The organism is Haloferax sp. DFSO60 (assembly GCF_046557615.1).
Classification (GTDB): domain Archaea; phylum Halobacteriota; class Halobacteria; order Halobacteriales; family Haloferacaceae; genus Haloferax.
Genome location: NZ_JBKIII010000003.1, coordinates 53,815 through 73,565, shown reverse-complemented (window position 1 = coordinate 73,565; position 19,751 = coordinate 53,815). Strand labels below are relative to the sequence as shown.

Here is a 19,751-nt window from a genome sequence, read left to right as displayed (position 1 = left end):
TCTTCACCGGTTGACAGAGACGTTGTTGTAGCTTGTGACGAGACGTGGGTTCTGTGGCGAGACCGGGTGAACTTGGAAGTCACTGACTGCGGACTTCACGCCGTAGGAGTTCTTGTAGTTGAACGCTGGAAGGTGTACCTTGTCCTCCAAGAGCGTCTGGATTGCAGACTGGTAGAGCTGCTGGCGCTCTTGCCGGTCGGTCGATTCACGAGCACCTTTTATCTGCTCCATGACCTCGTCGTTCTTGTAGTAGACACCTTGGTTGACGCCTTCAGACTCTTCGTGGAAGAGGTTGAACATGAAATCGTCGGGGTCTGGGTATCGAACCCACCCGAGGACGTAGATGTTGTAATCTGAGACGTTTCCGGTGTACGCTCGACTGAGCATCGCCCCCCAGTCCAGACGCTCGACGTGTGCCTCGTAGCCTGCCTCTTTGATTCCGTTGGCGATGGAGAGGCCGATGTTTTCACGGTTGTCGTCCGGGGGAACGATAATCTTCGCGTCCCAGTCAGCAGGCACACCAGCCTCCTCGAAGAGCGATTTCGCCTGTTCGATATCCTTGTCGTTCGGAATATCCATCCAGTCTTCGAGCGGCATGTTCCACTCTTCGACCATCGGGCCGGGCATCGGTCCGTACTGCCGGACGCCTGCTGGTTTGATGTAGCGGTCGACTGCATCGTCCATCGAGAAGCTGTAATCGATCGCCTCACGAACACGCTTGTCGGCGGTCGGCCCTTCGTTGCAGTTGAACGCGACGTAGAAGTAGCCAACACTCTCTACGGCAGAGATACTCGTGTCTGATGCCCCATCGACCGAATCCCAGAGTTTCGGGGGTATCGTCTCGATAACGTCTACGTCGCCCGTCTTGAGATTCGTGACACGGGTCGTCGATTCGGTGATTGGTGTGAATTCGACTCCGGAGACGTTTGGTGCTTCACCCCAATAGTCGTCCCACGCTTCGAGTTTGACGTAGTTGCTCTCTTCCCACTCGACGAATTTGAATGGGCCTGACCCGATGGGTTGTCCCGTGCTGAAGGCTTCTTTGTCCTCTTCACGAACCGCCTTCGGGACGACCTGATGGGTGAGGACGTGTTGGAACATCGCGTACGGATTTGCGAGGTCGAACTGGACTGTTGTGTCGTCGATAACCTCCGCGGAGTCGATGACGCTGAAGATTCCGTACAGTGGCGTCTCCTCTTCGATTGGCGCAAGGAACGAGTATGCAACGTCTTCAGCGGTGACTGGGTCGCCGTTGTGGAACATCGCGTCATCGACGATTTCGACGATGTATCGCGTGTTGTCCCGCTCGATAGTCGGCATACTCGCCGCGAGGTTCGGGACGACGTCCGTCCCTTCCCCGTACGTGTATAGCTGGCTGAACACGCGGTTTGCGACGAGTGCGTCGGGGTTCGACAGCTGCGTGATTGGGTCGAATCGGACCGGGTTCAACGACTGCCCGATGTTGATTGTCGCCCCGGAACTGCCACCTGTTTCCGTGTTGCTGCTAGTCGTCGTCCCGTCGCCACCACTGGCCGTCGTCTCGGACCCTGAATCCGACGTACAACCAGCGAGGAGCACGGGTATCGATACACCTGTGGTTCTCAGTAGGTCTCTACGTGAGACATTCTCTCTCAACATTGACGCCGAATGATTTCGGCATTTCTGAGTTAAGTATATTCATACTCCACAATTCTTGCCGATTCTTTTCTGTGTTGCCTATTACCAAATCAATATATACGACAACTGTGGGTATTTTGCTATGGACTCAACGGAGTCACAGTCACTCCTAGCGGAGATGACGTGGCAGGAAGCAGAAATAGCGTTCGACGAGGCAGATTTTGTCGTCCTCCCGTGTGGCGCAACAGAACAGCATTCGACACATCTTCCGACGTCGGTCGATACTATCCGCTCGGAACGACTGACGGCCGAACTCGCCGAGACAGCACCTGAACACGGACTCGACCTTCTCGTCCTTCCAGCACTTCCGTACGGATACTCTGAGCATCACATCAACTACGCGGGGACTATTTCAGTCGGGGCGGACACTTATCAAGAACTTATTATCGACGTCGGTCGGTCGGTCCAACGTCACGGTGCGTCCCGGTTCCTCGTCGCTAACTTCCACGGCGGCAACATCGAACCGCACAAACTCGCGCTCGACAGATTACAGCGTGACCACGGACTCGATTCGTACTACGTTCACTGGACCGACTTCGCACGTGACCAATTAGAAGAGCGCTTTGGCACCGAATGGGGACACGCCGGTGAGTACGAGACGAGCGTTATCGAACATTACTGCCCTGAACTCGTCCACGGCGACCGGAAGACGCCGCAAACGATGAAGAACCGCTACGAAGTGCGTCAGTACCGCCACTTCGACGACTTGACTGTCGAGGGTGGATTGGGCGACCCAACACAGTCTGACCCTTCGTTCTTATCTCGTGTTATCGACGAGACGACTGACCGTATTCTGGAAAACTTGCGTTCGGAACTCGAATAACCTCGACATCCTCGGCGGGGTGAAACGGACGATTGCACGGTAACCAACACATCTGTTCGTCGACTCTGTCCGTTCTTCACGACAGTGTAGCAGTTAGAGTGTGAGGTGGAACGGTGGCTCTGTACCTTCCGGCAGTGCTGTCTCGTACTCGTGGGGGACTGTCGCCTCGAACTCGTCACGGGCCGTTGCTAACAACTCCTCGTCAGTACAAAGGTCGAGTGTCGTCGCAGCGAGTACCTTTGCGGCGTAGATAGCAGCTTTCGCGCCGAAACTCCCGTTCGATGCGACTGCCTGCCACGTGTGGGATGGCGTTCCGACCGGCCACGAGGCAGCCCAGAACTGTGCGGTTGGAGTTACCCAACTCACGTCGCCAACGTCAGTCGAGCCGTTGAGGACGGTCCCAACGTCGTACGACGGTTGTGCATCGGGATACAGCACCGACTGTCTCGCTTCTTTTCGTTGCTCTTCGGGAAGTTGGGACGTCCGCGCTTCGATAGTCTCCTGTGAAAGTGTCTCTTGAAGCTCTGCGGCAAACTCGTGGTCTTCCTCTGTGTATGGAATTGGCCCGGCGAGACGCATATTCTCTAATACCTTCTCAGAGAGGGCGTGGTTGGCAATGTAATCGTAGCACCCAGTGTGGAACTGTCGTTCGACCGTTGTCTGGGTCATCAAGGCTGCGCCTTCAGCAACGTCGTCCAACCACGCGGTGATGCGGTCTACTTCTTCTCGGGTTGGTGCACGGACGTAGTACCACGCTGTGGCTTCTGCGGGGACCACGTTTGGCGCGCCGCCACCATTCGGGATGGTGTAATGGATTCGAGCGTCATCGGAGACGTGTTCTCGCATGAACTCGGCACCGGTATTCATCAGTTCGACGGCATCGAGCGCACTCCGTCCCGATTGTGGGCTGTCGGCTGCGTGAGCAGATTCACCACTAAAGTTGTACTCGACCGAGTTCATCGCAAGTGTCTGTGCCATGAACGGCGCACTCAGATGGCTGGGGTGCCACGTGAGTGCAGCATCGAGATCATCGAATGCGCCGTCACGGGCCATGAACACTTTCCCGACGAGTATCTCCTCCGCTGGACACCCGAAGAACGTGACTGTCCCAGTTGCTTGTCCGCTGTCGAGAGCGTGTTTCGTCGCAAGAGCGGCACCAACACCAGCGACACCGAAGAGATTGTGCCCACACCCGTGACCTGGGTCTCCCTGTTCGACCGGGTCTCTCGTCGCTGAGACGGCCTGTGACAGCCCTGGGAGCGCGTCGTACTCCCCGAGTATTCCGATGTGTGGCGCACCTTCGCCGTACGTCGCGCTAAACGCCGTTGGCATTCCGCCGATGCCTTCGGTGACTTCGAACCCAGCGTCTTCGAGGAACGACGAAAGTAACTCAGCAGATGCGGTTTCGTGAAGTCCGAGTTCGGGATTCTCCCAGAGTTCTCTCGTGAGTGAGACGAGTTCCGATTCCAGCGACTCGACCGTCTCGAAGGTCTCGTTGTGGTTCATTGATTCTCGTGAGTCTGAACTGGTGAATGAGTAATAATTCTTTGGAACGTGTGGACGTTTGGCTGGTTATCCCGGTCACCGATTGGGGATTCACGAGAGGTGAATGCTCGCAAACCGGGTATCCCCAGCGACAGGCGAACTGTTCGCAACGCACCGGCTTCTGTACCCTCTGTGGCGAATAGTTCAGGTGTTCGCACGTGCCGATGCGCTACGTGCGAGTCTACATGTGTAGCCAGCGAACCAGGCGCTTCGAACTTGTGATTGTCCCTCTCTGGTGGCCTTCTCGTCGCATTCCTCAATGAACAACTCACATTCGGCAGAGCCGAAACCACTATGTGGGGTGGTCACAATCAGCAAATAATGGCCACAAACACGACCGATCGTTCGCTCAAAACGACGGTGACAACCCTCAGAATCATCGAACTACTCAAAGAACGGGGTGGTGCTGGGGTGACCGAAATCGCCCGCGAACTCGATATCGCACCAAGCACTGCACACAATCATCTGAGTACCCTCGAATCACAAGAATACGCCGTCAAAGAGGGCGATAAGTACCAACTAGGCTTGCGCTTTCTCGGCCTCGGGAACTTCGTCCGAACCCGGAATCAACGATTCGGGAAAGCCGAACACTACACCAAGGTTCTCGCCGAGGAGTCCGAACGCCGGTCGATTTTCACCGTCGAGGAACACGGTCATGGGGTTTACATTTACACCGCCCCCGGAAAGCACGGTGTTTGGACACAATCGACCGTTGGAAAGCGCGTCTACCTCCACTCGACGGCGAGCGGCAAGGCGATTCTTGCCCACATGCCCGAAGACCGGGTCCACGAAATCGTCGAGCAAGTTGGACTGCCACGCGAGACAGAGCAGACAATCTACGACGAAGAAGACCTGTTTTCTGAACTCGAGACTATCAGAGACCGAGGGTACTCGCTCAACGCCGAAGAGCAGATTAAGGGCGTTCGCGCTGTCGGTGCGCCAGTTATGGGGCCAGAAGGGGATGTGTTTGGTGCGTTGAGCGTCGCCGGGCCTTCGAACCGAATGAAGGGAGAGCAGTTCGAAACCCTCACTGAAACGCTCCTCGGTATCGCCGAAGAACTCGAACTCAGCATTGCGCTCTCCTGAATCTTCTACACGCCCGTCTCCTTTCAGACCGATATTCACGGCAGTAGTATCCGTGTGATGTTGGGCCGCATTCGGACGAGCAAAGTGTCGTCCACTATCCGAATTACAAGTGTAGTGGTGTAATACAAATCGTTCTCTCGTGCAATTGGTGATTGTAGTTCTCTCAGCCGTGAGCTGACGATTGTTGGCTTGTCCAGCGTTGTTACCCCCCCACCCGTATCTTGGCCGACACAAGTATCAAAACTCAGCCACTAATTTGTTCTTATTAATAATATTATAGCTCTTACATTCTAAAATCTATCAACCACACGGCAGCTCAAGATTCTATATCTAACTCTCCATGTCCAGAAAAGGGTGTTAATTCGAGTGAAAGAATCCAATCAGCTGTAAAAACAGTTCTACATCGTGTTTCTTTTGGATGGTGTCGATTACTTACTTTTGCAGATTGTAGTCGAATGTCCTCATAAGTGACTACAATATATGAGTAATCTATTTCTGACAATTATGGGCTTGCGCTCGCTTCTTCTCAAAGAATAATCTGAATCGTTGGCTCATCTGTCTCAGTCACATCTAGAGCGAGGCCGTCTTCACCGTTATTCCACACCAGAGCGATTCACAAACGAGTTGGGTCGAGTGCCTCGTAATGGACGACCTCGTCGAAGTACTCTAAGGCGAGTGCATTCCCGTTGAGGAGGCCACGTGATGTTGCTTCTCGGAGTGTCGTTTCGACAAAGTGCTGTGCGACGACTGCTTTCCGGGCATCGGCAGTTTCGTCCACCTCTCGCTGGGCATTCGAGAGTAAGAGACTCGCGGTCACGACGTCGAAGACGAAATCGGCGAGTGCTTTGGCTTCGTGCTGGGCGTAGTCGTCGTCTGCCGTTGCGAGCGTGGCTAACGCTTTTTGCAGTGACCGAATTTCGTCAGCAACGGACTCGGCGAGTTCTTCCAGTTCTGGGTGGCTAACTGAGGACAGCAACTCTTCGACGTGCGGAATCAGCACCTCGTGAGCAGCCTCCTTTTCGAACGTTCGAAGCAGGTCGAGCGAGAGGATGTTCGAAGTTCCTTCCCAGATGGGGAGGATCTGTGCGTCGCGGTACAGTCTGTGGGTGACGAAATCTTTGACGTAGCCATTCCCACCTTGAATCTCCATGGCGTACGATGCCGTCTCAACTGCCATCCGGGCGGTTCGATACTTCGCGACAGGTGTCAACGCTCGCATCAAACGATACGCGTCGCGGTTGTCGTGGTCTCTCTCGTATCGGTCTAGCCACTTTCCGGCTTCCATGGAGAACGCGAGCGCTGCCTCGAAATCGACCGCCATCTCGAAGAGGTCGCGTTTCATCAGCGGAAACTCCTGAATCGCCGAACCGAATGCCTCACGAGTTGCGGCTTTGACCTTGCTCTCGACGAGGCACCGACCGATAATGCCGACTGCGCCGACAGCGTTCGTGATGCGCTCCCAGTTGAGCATCGTCGCCATGTATTTGAAACCGCGTTCTGGTTCACCGACGAGATGCCCCTCTGCCCCTTCGAACTCGACTTCGCCTGTCGGTACGCTAATCGTTCCGAGTTTGTCTTTCAATCGCTGGTACAGTTGGTCGTTTATCGACCCGTCTCGTGTCTCGTGGGGGACGAGAAACAGGGATAACCCGCTCGTCCCTTCGGGGGCATCTGTCCGTCGTGCGAGTGCGAGCGTTCCGTCTGCATCGATGTTGCTACAGAACCACTTTTGGCCCCATAGTTTGTACACCTGCGCCTCGTTAGGGGATTCTGTTCTACCAGTAGGTTCTGCAACGGTCTCGGTCGCGCCCACGTCGCTCCCGCCCTGTTCTTCGGTCAGGAACATCGCACCCTCGACGAGGGTGTCGTAGGAACGACTGGTGAGCGCCGACAGGGACTCATCGAGGGAACCTTCAGTGTCGTGATTCCGCAGTACGAGTGCGGCACCGGCAGTCATCGACACAGGACAGACGAGACCCGTATCGGCGTACGAGAGGACTAACTGCATCGTCAGCGTATGAATTAGGCCGAGTGGTTCGTCGCGCCCTACTGGTGGTGAGAATGCGTCTGCGACGATACCAGACTCGTACACGAGTCGCTCGTTTTCCAACTGCGCTGGATGGTACTCCACCTCGTTTTGGACTTCTCCGTACTCGTCGTACGTGTGGAGTTCTGGCCCGTGTTCGTCCACGATATCCGAGTTCTCTGCGACGACCGTTCCGACGAGTTCACCGAACGTTTCGAGATGCGGTTCTGCCCACTGAAACTCGTCGTCGGGGTACACGCGACGTGCTTCGTTCTGCAGTGGCGGCGCGTGGTGCCAGTAGTTGATACCCTGTCCGCTGTCGAGCGATTCGTACGACTTCTTGTTCGTCATGCGTCACCAAACATCACCAAGTCGTGTAAAGTCGATGGGTGGTTCACTCTAGCCAGTCCGGATACCGAAACACGTCACGGCCACTGTTCGACTGAATCGTGTTGTTCCACAGGGTGGCGTCACTGAGTGAATCGAACACGACACCGAGGAGATTGTTCTCGACGTTGGTGTCCCTCACGACGGCCATGTAGGTGTCTTTGAACGAGATTCCATATCCGTTCGCGTCGGCGTTCACGTTTTCGACAACTCCACCGATGACGTTCTCGAATCGAATCCCGTAGTCCCATCGCGTGACAGTGACGTTCTTGACCGTTACGTTGCGGACGTTCTGGGCGACGATTCCGGACGTATCGCTCACACCTTTTCCACCGAGTATCAACCCCCGGCCATCGAAAACGACGTTGTCAGCATTGATTTGGATACAGGCTTCCGAGAGGTGTGTCCCTCCGCCGTGTTCGATATCCTTGCCAAGCGTGTACGTCCCCGACTGCGTAATCGTGAACTTCGAGTTGATCTCTGTTACACTCATAGGACTAGGTCACCATCCATTCAGGGTACTCTTGGCGTTCTTGAAAGTCAAGCGACACGTCGCCGGACATCGCCATTATCGCCTCTGCGTCTGTGAGACTCCACACACTGCCGTCTTCGTGGAACAAGCCGCTGATGACGCCGTTCTTTCGCTGCGGTTGGACCCACGCGGGCTTGACCATCAACGACCAGAAGAAGTTCCCTACTCCTGCGTTGTGGATGAGTGGTGCGAGACTCGCGTAATTTGGCCCCTTTTCCTCGGGCTTTGGCTCGGCTGTGAATCCTCTCCCCTGTCGAACTCGTTGCCATTCTGTGAGCCAAATCGGGGCATCTAACGCTACCTGCGCGATTCGCACTCGGTCGAGCATCGCTTGGAAGGTCTGCTGGTCGCTGACGAAATTATAGTGGAACTGGAGAATCTCGTTCCCCCAGTCGCCGTACTCCGCATTGTTTGCGAGACTCGTCGACCCGACAGTGAGCGGGATATCTCCGCGCCGTTCGACGAGTGTCTCGAACATCGACTGGGCGAATGCCTTTTTGTCTTCGTTCCACCCCGGTTCGTTCATCACCTCGATTGCGAGCAATCGGTCGTCGTCGCGGTAGTTGTCCATGAACCAGTGGACGAACGCACGCGGCCCATCCCACTTCTCTGGAGAGACGAGGATGTGCCTCGCAGGAGAGCTGAGTCCGGTTGCTGTCTTCGGGTCTGTATTCTCTAGTCGCTCAGGGGTCGGTCCCACTCCAACGGCGTCGAAGAGGCACAACAGGACCGAGAGGTCTCTGTCTTCGGCCGCTTCGAGAAAGTGGTCGAGTGCTACTTCGTACGCTTCGGGGTCTTTCTCCCACGACTCGTACGAGAGCCACGTCCGGACTGCATTCAAATTCACGCGAGTAGCATAGCTCAAATCCCGTTCGACCACTATCGGGTCGTAGTACTCCCACATCTGATAGAAATTGAACGCTCGTGATGGAATGTATATCACTCCCCGAACGTCGAGCGGGTCCGCACTGCTATCGAATGCCGCCCCAGACAGGATAGATTCCCCCGATTCCGAGAGCCAACTATCGAGCGAACTCCCCGCGTGATTGTATCTGCTCCATCCGGCTATCCCGGCGACGCCACCCACTGCACCAAGTTGGAGCAGTCGTCTCCGAGTTACGTCTGAAGTCATCCGCTCAACACCACCGAACGGAACACATGCAGACCGTCAGTACAACCAGCGAGTGAGCGTGAGCGGGGTGTGTGTTGGCGAATTCCTCCGGTCGACTGAACGCGTCCCTTCGAACACGTCTCGTTCCTCGAACGGAAGAGTTGTATCGAATCGTAATTGACACCACGTTCACAAGTCATTACAAGGACACTAGTTCGCGCGCGAAAATAAAAAATATTCCTCTATCTTCTTTGAATTGTGTTATTTCTTACCAATCTGACCAATTGAGTCTCTGACCTGAGAACATATGTCCAAAAATGACTGTCACACATCTCATGACTCGAATCTCTACTATCGTCTCGTTCAGCACAGTGCTGTTCGAATAGGAGAGGCGCTGAGAGGACTGATTTCTATTTCAGCACTGATTCGAGTGCGTCCATCACGCGGTCAACGTTCTCTACCTCTGCGTTGTACCCCATGTGGCCCACACGGAGAATGTCGTCCGCAAGGTCGGCGAGTCCAGTTGCGAGGACGATATCGTGTTCGTCGTCGAGTTCTTGCTGAACCTCCTTCGCTTCGCCGGGGAGGTGGAACGCGGTCACCGTCGGTGCGCTTCGCTCTCTGTCGGGGTAGAGGTCGAGACCAAGTTCTGCCCCACGCTCGCGGCAGTGGGCAGCGGCCGCCTCGTGACGGTCGTAGACTGATTCGATTCCCTCCTCTAAGAGCATCGACAGCGACTCGTCGAGCGCGGCGACGTTCGCCCCGAGGTGCGTGTATGGGAACCCTTCGCTCGTGTCTCGCCACGGGAGGATGTTCGTGTAGAGTGAGTTCGAGTCACGCGCTTCTGCAACGTCCCACGCGCGGTCACTGACCGCCATCGTCGTCAACCCCGGCGGCGAACTAAACGCCTTCTGCGAGGCACCGAGGTTGATGTCGATGTACTCGCTCGGGACGGACGTCCCGCCGAGGGAGGAGACGGCATCGACGATGGTCAACACGTCGTGGTCGTGGAGTCGTTCGAGTACTGGTTCGATGTCGTTGAGTGTCCCCGTCGGCGTCTCGCAGTGGACCATCGTCGCAACCTTGTAGTCGCTCTCGTTGAGTGCTTTTTCGACGCCATCCACGTCGAGCGCGTCGGTGTAGTCGGCACCGACGAGCGTCGCTTCCCCGCCGTAATTCTCCACGAATTCGGCAAATCCGTCACCGTACAGGCCGTTCGAGAGACAGAGTACGTCGTCGCCCGGTGCGACAGTCGAAGCGATGGCCGCTTCGAGGCCGAGAATTCCCTCGCCACCCATGACGATTACGTCGTCGTCGGTGTCGTAGACCTGCTGGAGTTTCTCGCAGACGCCGTCGTACAACTCGTAGAACTCCGCTTCGATGTCCGGGTTCGGCATCGGGTCGCTCAGTCGGTCACGAACCCGCGGCGGGACTGCCGTCGGGCCGGGTGTCATCAGCATACGCTTCCGTTTCGTGGGAAGTGGCTTAGCAGTAGGGAATCGCCGACGGGAAGGCACAAAAGTCCCCTCTCCCTCAACGTACTCATGAGCAAACTCTCGCCCTCGGACCTCGACCGCTACATCTTCTCGCGGACGGGTGCCTCTAACGACGGTCTGCTCGTCGGCGCTGGCTACGGCGAGGACGCCGCGGCCGTCAGGACTGACGATACGACGATGGTCATCAGTACCGACCCCATCTCGCTCGCCGCAGAGCGTATCGGAACCCTCGGTGTCGCAATCGCCAGCAACGACGTAGCGGCCTGTGGTGGCAGACCCGAGTGGCTGGTCAGTACGATTCTCCTCCCCGAACCCGATATCGGCCTCCTCGACGACATCACCGCACAACTCGATGCCGAAGCCGAACGACTTGGAATCTCAATCGTCGGCGGCCACACTGAGACGGTTGCCGGTCTCTCACGGCCACTTCTTTCACTCACTTGCATGGGTCCGACTGACCGCTACATCCCGACTTCGAGCGCAGAACCGGGCGATGCGGTGATTCTCACGAAAGGTGCGGGTCTCGAAGGGACCGCCGTTCTCGCGACGGATTTCCGTGCCGACCTCGAATCCGACGGCATCGACGACTCGACTCTCGACCGCGCGACGGATTTCTTCGACGATATCAGCGTCCTCCCCGAATCGGCTGTTCTCGCTCCGGTTGCAACCGCGATGCACGACCCGACAGAGGGCGGTGTCCTCAACGGACTGGTCGAACTCGCCTGTGCTTCGGGGGTTCGCATCGAACTCGAAGAAGAAGACGTTCCTGTTCGCTCCGAGACGCGAACTCTCTGTGCGTCGATGGGTGTTGACCCTCTCCGGATTCTCGGGTCGGGCGCATTACTCGCAACTGTTCCGGGTACAGAAGCGGAGTCCACACTCGAAGCTCTCGAGTCGGAAGGTATCGAGGCGACGGTCGTTGCGACGGTCGAAGAAGTTCCTACTGACGAAGACGTCGGCGTCGTCTACGACGGCCAGCAGTACGTCGATGGTGTCAAAGACGACATGTACGACCTCTGGGACTAATTCGAGCTTCTGTCTGTTCCCTTCATTCTGGTCACGGTTTCTGGGACGGGATCGTGTGGAGGAAGGAATTCGAACACCTATTGACTGCCCTGGATGGTGGGTGTCTCGGTAGGTTACTCGGGAGACTCCTCTCCGGCGGCCTCGAACATGATGTCGATGAACTCGTTGAGGCGATTCGGATCTGGGCTTCGTCTCGCGTGAACCGCTGGGTCGATATCTTTTGGCCGGTGAGCAAAGTCGTAGCCGATGAGGTCACCGACGATTTCGCTTCCTCTTCCTGCTCGTTTTAGTTCGACGAGTTCCTGAACGGTTTCGAGCAACGATTCGTCGAACACGTCGGGGGCTTGCTCGTCGAGAAACGTTGGGAAATCGACGTTCGGGAGCGTGTGTTCACCTCGTTCACCCGTGATTCGAAGGTAATCGGCGTACATCGCGTTGCTCGCGACGACGAGATTTCGCTTGACCGTTTGCCTTACTTGTGTCTCGGAGTATCGTTCGTCGTCGTGAGCTATCCACTCATCTTCGCCCGTTTCTCGATGCCGAACGAGGTAGTTGCCGTCGTCGTCGATGCGGACGATTGGATAGGTGTCGTTCTTCCCATCGACGAGGTGGTGTGAGAGGTACTTTCGATAGTTGTTCTTGGCGACCGCTCGATAGGTGTGGTAGAGCGCCATTGGATTGTACGACGCTCGAATGTACTCCCAGAGCGATTGTCGGTCGAAACACTCACGATAGACGATAGGACTTCGGAGCGTGTCGATAGCCTGTTCGTTCGACTCCAAGAGCAGTTCGGCGAATTTCGTGACGTCCCACCCTTGGACTTCGATATCGACGTCTCCATCGTACTCTTGGTTGATAGACGACTCACGTTTCCCGAGGTGGGCATAGTGTCGGCAGTCACGAGGGACGTAGACGACCCCAACGTCGTAATCGCTCTCTGGGCTATCCAGTCCCCACGCGTGGCTCCCTCTCGAGACGGCGAGGATACACGTGATTTCGACACCCTGTTGGTCAGCGTACTCGCCTTCGAGTTCGTCGAGAAAGTCGTTGACAGCATCGTGAACGTCGCTCATGGGCGAATCGAGTGAACCGTGTTCCGAAGCGTTCGAGTAGCAAACACAGTACGAGATGCAGTTTGGTTGTCTAATAAGTGTACTCCGAGTTCCCTCTCACGAGTTCGTGCGCTCGCAACGATTTGCTTACTCTCTCGGCTTGCTGACGCGCTGTTTAAACAGCCAATCCGAGAGCGTCAGTCGCTCTCGTGGGCCTTCACTCTCGGGGAATCGATTCTGAGTTTGGCCGTAGTTGATGATGGTGACGAGGAAGACACCGCCGATGGTGTTGCCGAGCAAGACTGGGACGACGAACTCCCACAACCCAGTCGCGAGCGCGACGTTCCCGGTGAAGACGAGGTAGAACACGTCGGCGGAACTGACGACGATGTGGTACAGCCCCGACGCGGGAATCGCGTAGATGACGAGGTAGACGAGTACGACCCGAGAGATGGAGTCTCGAACGGCGTGTTCGAGCCACACGAGTCCGGCGACGAGCCAGCCTGCGAACATCGCTTTGAACACGAGGTCCCACCACGGCGTCTGGATCCCGTCGAAACCGATAGTCACCGCTGCGCCTGCCGCGGCGAGCGAGAAGACACCGGTGTTGGCGAGGACAAACGTCCCGACGATTGCGCCTGAGAGGTTTCCTGCGAGGACGCTCACCCAAACGCGGAGTAGTGACGGGATGCTCGCAACACGAGTCAGTACGAGTGTCACCGGTGTCAGCGTGTTCTCCGTGTAGAGTTGATATCGCCCCATGATGATGTAGACGAACCCGAGTGGGTAGAGCAGTGGAGCGAGCAACCCTGTCGTATCGTTCGGAAACGCTGCTTTCGTCGTCGCGTACAGGAAGAACGTGAGCGTTATCGCGAACCCCGCGGCGAGGCCACTCAAGTACAACTTTATCGTTCTTGAATCGACTTCTTCGTCGGCTGTTGCGACGACTCGTTGAAAGATTTCGTCTGTCGAGAAGCGGTCACCGACTGCTTCTCCGGCAGCGGGCGCTCCGCTGCGTGCTTTGTCAGGCCTGGAACTGTTTTCAGACCTGTTTATCGACGCCTGGTTTGGAGACTCATCAGTTCCCATCCTTCTCAACTGATTCGACGCTTCGAGACTCCTTAGCACTGGTTGGTACGGTCTGTTCGATTGTCGCATCGTGTTTCGTCCACGCATATCGCGCGAGACGATAGAGAGCGTAGCTAAGCAGGCCGAATGCGACCAGTTCGACGACGTACCATTCGACGAGTTCGATGGGCTCCAACTGCTCGAGAACCGCACTTTGGGTCACAGTCAACACTGCGTAGGCTGTTACGAGCGTTATCGCCGGTATCGTGACGAGCAGGAGTCCGAATGCCAGTGTCCACATCTTGTCTCTCGTCGATGTATTCTCTGTCATGGTCTCATCCGATGGGGACTGTCGCGTGGGCGTCTTTGTGGGCGATGGTCGTATCGACATGGTGGTCCATGGCTACTAAACTCCACACACGTCCATAAAAACTAGCTAAAATAACCAATGCAAATGATGCTGATTCAAAAATAGTCTCACTTTCATTATTCTGTTGAATCGTTCTGTTCGACAACTCGGTTCAAATAATCATTCAAATTACCCACATTGTTTGAGCAATTCTGATTTCTTATTGCTTCGACTCCATACCTCGTGCAGCGAGAAATTGCACTCAAACCAGTGAAACCCCGCGACTAGTTTTATGACGAAGAACCAGAAACGATGGATAATGAGTCTCATCGGCGACATCAAGGACGCGCTCCGCCAATCTCCCGCGACGAGTGATGGCAGTGAACGCTCGAAGGGAGCCTATTGGTGTCACGACTGCGGAGAGCGTATCCGTGACGTCGAATTCGAGGGTGATGGCGTTCCTTCCTGCTCAGTGTGTGGTGATGAGATGGAGTTCGAACGGTCGCCGGATTCCGCAGGTTGTGCGTGTTAACGAGACCTCCGTCGATTGAACGATAGCAGATTCTCGAAGTTCAACACTGAGACGATACCGCCCGAAAGTAAGCCGAAACACTGTACGACTGACTTATTCTAACTGGCATCTGTGTCTACGACGTCTCGACTGAGGCTCGTTCTTCCGAGAGCGCCTCTGAGAGTAGTTTTTGCTGTGCTTTCCGGACGTGTTCGAGAAACGTCGAGTGGTCGATTTCCAGCGACCGTGCGATTTCCTCGGCCGAATGGCGTCGAGGCCACTCGAAGTACCCCTGTTCGAGGGCAATTCCGATGACTTCGCGCTGGCGCGGCGTGAGTTCAGACGAGGGTGCGTCGAACTCCTTTATCGACCCGAGCGTGGGGTGGCCGATGCGTTTGAACTCTTTTATCATCTCGCGCAAATCTTCCCGCCGGAAGAGGAGAACGGTGTACACGCGGCGCTCGCGTGAAATTTGACTTTTCCGACGAATGATTCCGTGATTTCTATCGATTGCATCGTACGCGCCACAGGAATCCTTCGTGACGAGGTACTTGTCTTGTGTTAGTCGTTCTACGCGGCTGACCTGCGACGAGCCCCGCATGAACTCGAATATCGCGTCGCTCGCGTTCGAAAATTCGATGACGAACGTGACTTGGTGGTTGTGTAACTCTTCGATTGCAATTTCGAACGTCACGTCGAACTCCGATGCGACGTCGGTCAGGATGCAGGCTTTGTGTTGTTGGAGGTGGATTTCTGCTTCGAACATGCCATGTTGTACGTCAGCAATACACGGCGTTCGTATTGAACCTGCGTAGTGACTGCATCCTTGTCGGAAGTCACTGTGTCTCGAAATGAGGTGAAATGGGTTTCCTTAGGCTGGCGTGACGACGACGCTGCCCGCCTTGTGACCGGCATCGACGTATCGGTGTGCCTCTCTGATGTCGTCGAGTGAGTACTCCCGGTCGATGACCGGTCGTAAACTACCTGCTTCGACGAGGTCTCGTAGCGCACCGAGATTTTCACGTTTCGTGGACTTCGATGCGAGTCCAGTGGCTGCGAATATCGCCCGCTTGGTACCGAAGAGCCGGGTCCACACCATCTGGAGTAGAATCCCAACCGAGAGGACAGTCGTCAGATACCGCCCACCGGCGTCGAGTGAGCCCTTGCACTCTGTGTACGAGCGCTTCCCAACGGCATCGAAGATAACATCGTACGTCGCGCCGGTTGACGTGAAGTCGGTAGACGTGTAGTCGATAACCGTCTCAGCGCCGAGCGAACGTACAAGCTCGACGTTTGCGGCGCTACAGACGCCGGTGACAGTTGCGCCAAGTTCTTTCGCAATCTGTACTGCGGCCGTCCCGACTGAGCCGGACGCACCGTTGACGAGGATTGATTCACCCGCCTTGAGGTGGCCATGAGCGTTCAGAAACTCAATCGCCGTCAGCCCACCGTCACAGACTGCCGCGCCCTCGCTGTAGTTGAGACTGGATGGCATCACTGCGATGGCTCCATCTTCAGGGAGACAGAGATACTCAGCGTGTGAACCGGTTTCGGGAGCGGCAGTTCCGAACACGTCGTCACCGGAAACGAACCGTGTGACGTTCTGACCGACTGCCTCGATTTCGCCAGCGAACACGTCTCCCGGTATCGAATTTGGTCGTCTGAGGCCGTTAAAGAATCGAATAAGGAACGGAGACCCTTCACGAGCGGCCGAGTCTGGCGGCCCCACTATCGTCGCACGAACTCGGATGAGGACCTCGTCGTCGTCGGGTACCGGCTTCGCCACGTCCGCAACGTGAAGGACGTCCAGTGAGCCGTATTTCGTGGCCACGACAGCTCTCATTTGCGTACTGCTCTGAGCTGATTGTTCTTCGATACTCGTTGTCATCGCGAGAGAGGATTTGCGTCGAGAGAGCCTAAGTTGAGACTATTTTCCCTTCATGGTTCTCAAACGAACAGTGGCCAAGGACGCCGAAGAAGTCCTTAGAACTGTGTTTCTGCGAGTGCAACTGCCGACTCGAGGTCGAGTGGCCCGCGCTCTGCGAGGAGTTCGAGATAGGCTTCAACCGTCTCATCGTCGGGTTCGATACCAGCCCGTTCGAGAAGTTGTCGTGCGGCACTAGTCCCTGTCGGCGCGCCAAACAACAGGTGGCGTTCGCCACCGAAGCGTGCGGGGTCGAACGGTTCGAGTGTCGCCGGGTCGGCAAGCATCGCGGCGGTGTGAATTCCCGATTCGTGTTCGGCAATCTTCGAACCGAGGATTGCCTTTCTGTCGCTGTATGGCTCACCGAGGGTTTCGAGTACGCGCCGACACGTCGGAATCAGTGCGTCTGACTGCATGCCAAGGTCGTCGTCGAAGTCGACGGCACACGCGGCGAGGACTTCTTCGAGAACGCTGTTTCCCGCTCTTTCACCGAGTCCGTTGATACTCACGTCTGCTTTGGCGACACCCATCTCGTACGCAGTCAGTGTGTTTGCTGTCGCACACCCGAGGTCGTCGTGGAAGTGGACGCCGACTCGGTCGAGGTTGACATCTCGGCCCAACCGAGTGAGGAACGTTCGAGTACTGCTGGGAGTCCGAACACCGACTGAGTCAGCGAGTGTGATGACTGGTGCATTGGGGAGCAACTCGAAGAGTTCGACGATATCCTCTACGTCCGTTCGGAAGGCGTCTGCGAGCGTCACGTGCGGCGTGCCGCCGTGGTCAGTGACGTACTCGACTGCGTCCACGAGCATCGTTTGCATCTCGTCGCGGGACTTGCCGAGGAGGTATTCGAGATGCCTGCCTGAGACGGACAGAAATACCTCGACTACGTCGGCACCCGCGTCGAGAGCGAGGTCGATGTCGCTCGATATCGCCCGTGCAAGGGCGATGAGTTCCGCGTCGGTCGTCCCCGCTAACTCGGAGATGACCGTCTGGTCTTTCTCCCCTGTCGCCGGAAACGCCGGTTGGATGTACGGAACGCCGAGGCTGTCCAACTCTCGGACGGCCCGTATCTTCTGCTCGGCCGTGAACTCACGCCCGGGCATCTGGTCGCCCTCTCGGAGGGTCACGTCGCTCAATCGCATTCAGATAACCCCGTCTGCTTCGAGCGTTGCTATCTTCTCGTCGGAGAAGCCGAGTTCTCCTCCGTAGACCTCGACGTTGTGTTCGCCGTGTTTTGGACCGAGGAACTCGACTTCACCCGGCGTCCGCGAGAATTTCGGAACGGGAGCGAACGTCTTCGTCGGACCGATGTCGTCGTCGTCGATTTCGACGATTGCGTCTCGTGCCCGAAACTGCTCGTCCGCGAAGACATCAGCCATATCGTAGACTGGGCCGACGATTGCGTCGTTCGCCTCTAATATCTCGATTGCCTCTTCGGTGGTTCGCTCTCGAGTCCACGCAGCAATCTCTTCGTCCAGTGCATCGGCGTGTTCGACGCGTGTGGCGTTCGTCTCGAAGCGGTCGTCGTCGATGAGTTCGGGTTTGTCGATGGCGTTTGCGACGCGTTCGAATATCTTCTGATTCGATGCCGACATCGTCATGTACCCGTCTGCGGTCTCATAGATGTTCCGCGGTGCGGTGTTCGGGTGGCGGTTTCCGGTTCGTTCACGGATGTGGCCCTGTCGGTCGTACGCTTCGACTTCGCCGAAGAACAGTCTCCACAGTGGTTCTGTGAGCGAAACGTCGATGACTTGCCCTTCACCACTGCCACCGCGTCCGATATCGCGTTCGAATATCGCCATCAGCGACGATTGCAGTGCGAACTGGGCCGCGGTCAAGTCGGCCAAGCTAACCGGTGGCAAGAGCGGCTCTCTGTCGGGGAACCCGTTCGCGTGCGCCCACCCGGAAATTCCTTCGGCGATGGTGCCGAACCCTGGCTTGTGGGACTTTGGCCCGGTCTGCCCGTATCCCGACAGACGGACGACGATTGCCCGTTCGTTCACGTCGTGGATGGTGTCCGGGCCGAGGCCCCAGCGTTCCATCGTTCCCGGGCGGAAGTTCTCGAAGACGAGGTCAGCGTCCGAAATCAGTTCGAGTGCGATTTCTTGGCCGCGCTCGGAGCTGAGATTGAGCGTGATACAGCGCTTGTTTCGACCCAGAGATTTCCACGATAACGACGTTCCGTCGTCCGCTTTCTGCGGCCATTCGCGGATAGGGTCACCGACTTTCGGGTGTTCGATCATGACGACGTCGGCACCGAAGTCACCGAGCATCGTCGTCGCAAATGCACCGCTAATCATCCCCGACATATCGATTACTCTGAGTCCATCGAGCGGGCCTTGGCGGGTGCGTGCGGTCATCCGGTGAACCACTCCGTGGTCACCGTGGTGGTCTGTGTGACGGTTCTACTGTGGCAGGTGAGGTGTTTCGATTGCATTTCTCAGGGAGTTTCAGTGGAGGAAGGTGTGCCGAACTGGTCGTGCAGGTGGGAGAGGACGGCGTCAGTGCTGACGACGTCGCCGTACTTCGCGTCGATATCGAACAGATTGGCTTCGTGTGGGCCTTTGGCTCGGTCACCGACGGCATCGGCCGGGACGATGGTTCGATAGCCGTGTTGCAGACTATCGACTGCGGTCGCACGGACGCAACCACTCGTGGTCACCCCAGCGAGGACGAGCGTATCGACACGGTTCGTCGTCAACTCGGTCTGGAAGTCCGTTCCGAAGAACGCACTCGCGTACTTCTTGAGGATGACCCGTTCCTCGGTTCGCGGTGCGAGTTGGCTGTCTACACTGACGCGGTCGGTACCAAGTCGGAGTTCTTCGAGTGCAGGGACTTTCTCGATGAACAACCCAGCGTCGCCGTACGACTCCTCGAAGGCAACCGTCGTGAAGTATCTCGGGAGGTCGTACTGACGGAATGCGTCCAGCAGTCGCTCGGTCGCATCCAAGATGTGGGTCGCGTCCATCCCGAGGTTCGATTCGGGGTCGGTGAATGCGGCAATCATGTCGATGACGACCAGCGCGGGCCGGGTTCCGAACCCGACATCGTCTCCAAAGTCGCGTTCGGCGTACGTGGCCGCTGTTTCGTCGAGCCAATCGGTCATGATGATTCGTCGGGGGTGGTGGTCGTGGT

At 56.6% G+C, this 19,751-nt stretch carries 18 protein-coding genes; 4 read left to right on the top strand and 14 right to left on the bottom strand.

Annotated features, from left to right (window positions below):
• Positions 1 to 3: 3 nt before the first annotated feature.
• On the bottom strand, positions 4 to 1,638 hold the full coding sequence (locus ACK509_RS14870; RefSeq protein WP_410767338.1) for an ABC transporter substrate-binding protein: 1,635 nt from the start codon (positions 1,636 to 1,638) through the stop codon (positions 4 to 6).
• Between the two features lie 157 nt (positions 1,639 to 1,795).
• Between ACK509_RS14870 and ACK509_RS14865 the strand changes: the two genes are divergently transcribed.
• Positions 1,796 to 2,500: a creatininase family protein gene (locus ACK509_RS14865; protein WP_410767522.1), complete on the top strand. Its 705-nt coding sequence runs from the start codon at positions 1,796 to 1,798 to the stop codon at positions 2,498 to 2,500.
• Between the two features lie 93 nt (positions 2,501 to 2,593).
• Here the strand turns inward: ACK509_RS14865 and ACK509_RS14860 are convergent, their stop codons facing one another.
• Positions 2,594 to 4,006 (bottom strand): amidohydrolase, encoded by a 1,413-nt coding sequence (locus ACK509_RS14860; protein ID WP_410767337.1) that lies wholly within the window; start codon positions 4,004 to 4,006, stop codon positions 2,594 to 2,596.
• A gap of 360 nt (positions 4,007 to 4,366) precedes the next feature.
• On the opposite strand from ACK509_RS14860, the gene ACK509_RS14855 reads away from it, so the two are divergent.
• A complete protein-coding gene (locus tag ACK509_RS14855; protein ID WP_410767336.1) occupies positions 4,367 to 5,131 on the top strand; it encodes an IclR family transcriptional regulator in 765 nt (254 codons plus the stop codon).
• Positions 5,132 to 5,744: 613 nt separating this feature from the next.
• Here ACK509_RS14855 and ACK509_RS14850 read toward each other — a convergent pair.
• The 4 genes from ACK509_RS14850 to ACK509_RS14835 all read right to left on the bottom strand — a co-directional run bounded on the left by ACK509_RS14850 (position 5,745) and on the right by ACK509_RS14835 (position 10,647).
• Positions 5,745 to 7,508: an acyl-CoA dehydrogenase family protein gene (locus ACK509_RS14850; RefSeq protein ID WP_410767335.1), complete on the bottom strand. Its 1,764-nt coding sequence runs from the start codon at positions 7,506 to 7,508 to the stop codon at positions 5,745 to 5,747.
• Positions 7,509 to 7,551: 43 nt separating this feature from the next.
• Positions 7,552 to 8,037, bottom strand: a complete 486-nt coding sequence (locus ACK509_RS14845) for a right-handed parallel beta-helix repeat-containing protein (protein ID WP_410767334.1) — start codon at positions 8,035 to 8,037, stop codon at positions 7,552 to 7,554.
• A 4-nt stretch (positions 8,038 to 8,041) separates the two neighbouring features.
• Positions 8,042 to 9,208 (bottom strand): glycoside hydrolase, encoded by a 1,167-nt coding sequence (locus ACK509_RS14840; protein WP_410767333.1) that lies wholly within the window; start codon positions 9,206 to 9,208, stop codon positions 8,042 to 8,044.
• Positions 9,209 to 9,597: 389 nt separating this feature from the next.
• Positions 9,598 to 10,647, bottom strand: a complete 1,050-nt coding sequence (locus ACK509_RS14835; protein ID WP_410767332.1) for a pyridoxal-phosphate-dependent aminotransferase family protein — start codon at positions 10,645 to 10,647, stop codon at positions 9,598 to 9,600.
• A gap of 84 nt (positions 10,648 to 10,731) precedes the next feature.
• On the opposite strand from ACK509_RS14835, the gene ACK509_RS14830 reads away from it, so the two are divergent.
• Entirely contained in the window at positions 10,732 to 11,709 is a 978-nt protein-coding gene (locus tag ACK509_RS14830; protein WP_410767331.1) for an AIR synthase family protein, read from the top strand.
• A gap of 113 nt (positions 11,710 to 11,822) precedes the next feature.
• Here the strand turns inward: ACK509_RS14830 and ACK509_RS14825 are convergent, their stop codons facing one another.
• From ACK509_RS14825 to ACK509_RS14815, 3 genes are all read right to left on the bottom strand, one after another.
• Positions 11,823 to 12,782, bottom strand: coding sequence for a DNA polymerase beta superfamily protein (locus ACK509_RS14825; protein WP_410767330.1), 960 nt, complete (start codon positions 12,780 to 12,782; stop codon positions 11,823 to 11,825).
• Between the two features lie 126 nt (positions 12,783 to 12,908).
• Positions 12,909 to 13,850, bottom strand: a complete 942-nt coding sequence (locus tag ACK509_RS14820) for a formate/nitrite transporter family protein (RefSeq protein WP_410767329.1) — start codon at positions 13,848 to 13,850, stop codon at positions 12,909 to 12,911.
• On the bottom strand, positions 13,840 to 14,160 hold the full coding sequence (locus ACK509_RS14815; protein ID WP_410767328.1) for a hypothetical protein: 321 nt from the start codon (positions 14,158 to 14,160) through the stop codon (positions 13,840 to 13,842). Before ACK509_RS14815 ends, ACK509_RS14820 begins: the two co-directional genes overlap by 11 nt.
• A 337-nt stretch (positions 14,161 to 14,497) precedes the next feature.
• Here ACK509_RS14815 and ACK509_RS14810 point away from each other — a divergent pair, with 337 nt between their 5' ends.
• Complete coding sequence (locus ACK509_RS14810) at positions 14,498 to 14,710, top strand: hypothetical protein (RefSeq protein ID WP_410767327.1); 213 nt, start codon at positions 14,498 to 14,500, stop codon at positions 14,708 to 14,710.
• A 115-nt stretch (positions 14,711 to 14,825) separates the two neighbouring features.
• Here ACK509_RS14810 and ACK509_RS14805 read toward each other — a convergent pair whose 3' ends face one another.
• The 5 genes from ACK509_RS14805 to ACK509_RS14785 all read right to left on the bottom strand — a co-directional run bounded on the left by ACK509_RS14805 (position 14,826) and on the right by ACK509_RS14785 (position 19,722).
• On the bottom strand, positions 14,826 to 15,455 hold the full coding sequence (locus ACK509_RS14805) for a helix-turn-helix domain-containing protein (protein ID WP_410767326.1): 630 nt from the start codon (positions 15,453 to 15,455) through the stop codon (positions 14,826 to 14,828).
• 105 nt (positions 15,456 to 15,560) lie between these two features.
• Entirely contained in the window at positions 15,561 to 16,532 is a 972-nt protein-coding gene (locus tag ACK509_RS14800; protein ID WP_410767325.1) for an NAD(P)-dependent alcohol dehydrogenase, read from the bottom strand.
• Between the two features lie 140 nt (positions 16,533 to 16,672).
• Positions 16,673 to 17,758: a LeuA family protein gene (locus ACK509_RS14795; protein WP_410767324.1), complete on the bottom strand. Its 1,086-nt coding sequence runs from the start codon at positions 17,756 to 17,758 to the stop codon at positions 16,673 to 16,675.
• On the bottom strand, positions 17,759 to 18,976 hold the full coding sequence (locus ACK509_RS14790; protein ID WP_410767323.1) for a CaiB/BaiF CoA transferase family protein: 1,218 nt from the start codon (positions 18,974 to 18,976) through the stop codon (positions 17,759 to 17,761).
• A gap of 80 nt (positions 18,977 to 19,056) precedes the next feature.
• Entirely contained in the window at positions 19,057 to 19,722 is a 666-nt protein-coding gene (locus tag ACK509_RS14785; protein WP_410767322.1) for an isochorismatase family protein, read from the bottom strand.
• Between the last annotated feature and the right edge of the window lie 29 nt (positions 19,723 to 19,751).

What these genes read in the sequence shown, in the direction of transcription:
- ACK509_RS14805 (WP_410767326.1), bottom strand. Translation starts at nt 15,455, where the DNA reads ATGTTCGAAGCAGAAATCCACCTCCAACAACACAAAGCCTGCATCCTG.
- ACK509_RS14855 (WP_410767336.1), top strand. Translation starts at nt 4,367, where the DNA reads ATGGCCACAAACACGACCGATCGTTCGCTCAAAACGACGGTGACAACC.
- ACK509_RS14810 (WP_410767327.1), top strand. Translation starts at nt 14,498, where the DNA reads ATGAGTCTCATCGGCGACATCAAGGACGCGCTCCGCCAATCTCCCGCG.
- ACK509_RS14830 (WP_410767331.1), top strand. Translation starts at nt 10,732, where the DNA reads ATGAGCAAACTCTCGCCCTCGGACCTCGACCGCTACATCTTCTCGCGG.
- ACK509_RS14785 (WP_410767322.1), bottom strand. Translation starts at nt 19,722, where the DNA reads ATGACCGATTGGCTCGACGAAACAGCGGCCACGTACGCCGAACGCGAC.
- ACK509_RS14870 (WP_410767338.1), bottom strand. Translation starts at nt 1,638, where the DNA reads ATGTTGAGAGAGAATGTCTCACGTAGAGACCTACTGAGAACCACAGGT.
- ACK509_RS14800 (WP_410767325.1), bottom strand. Translation starts at nt 16,532, where the DNA reads ATGAGAGCTGTCGTGGCCACGAAATACGGCTCACTGGACGTCCTTCAC.
- ACK509_RS14820 (WP_410767329.1), bottom strand. Translation starts at nt 13,850, where the DNA reads ATGGGAACTGATGAGTCTCCAAACCAGGCGTCGATAAACAGGTCTGAA.
- ACK509_RS14840 (WP_410767333.1), bottom strand. Translation starts at nt 9,208, where the DNA reads ATGACTTCAGACGTAACTCGGAGACGACTGCTCCAACTTGGTGCAGTG.
- ACK509_RS14815 (WP_410767328.1), bottom strand. Translation starts at nt 14,160, where the DNA reads ATGACAGAGAATACATCGACGAGAGACAAGATGTGGACACTGGCATTC.
- ACK509_RS14845 (WP_410767334.1), bottom strand. Translation starts at nt 8,037, where the DNA reads ATGAGTGTAACAGAGATCAACTCGAAGTTCACGATTACGCAGTCGGGG.
- ACK509_RS14795 (WP_410767324.1), bottom strand. Translation starts at nt 17,758, where the DNA reads ATGCGATTGAGCGACGTGACCCTCCGAGAGGGCGACCAGATGCCCGGG.
- ACK509_RS14835 (WP_410767332.1), bottom strand. Translation starts at nt 10,647, where the DNA reads ATGCTGATGACACCCGGCCCGACGGCAGTCCCGCCGCGGGTTCGTGAC.
- ACK509_RS14865 (WP_410767522.1), top strand. Translation starts at nt 1,796, where the DNA reads ATGACGTGGCAGGAAGCAGAAATAGCGTTCGACGAGGCAGATTTTGTC.
- ACK509_RS14790 (WP_410767323.1), bottom strand. Translation starts at nt 18,976, where the DNA reads ATGACCGCACGCACCCGCCAAGGCCCGCTCGATGGACTCAGAGTAATC.
- ACK509_RS14825 (WP_410767330.1), bottom strand. Translation starts at nt 12,782, where the DNA reads ATGAGCGACGTTCACGATGCTGTCAACGACTTTCTCGACGAACTCGAA.
- ACK509_RS14850 (WP_410767335.1), bottom strand. Translation starts at nt 7,508, where the DNA reads ATGACGAACAAGAAGTCGTACGAATCGCTCGACAGCGGACAGGGTATC.
- ACK509_RS14860 (WP_410767337.1), bottom strand. Translation starts at nt 4,006, where the DNA reads ATGAACCACAACGAGACCTTCGAGACGGTCGAGTCGCTGGAATCGGAA.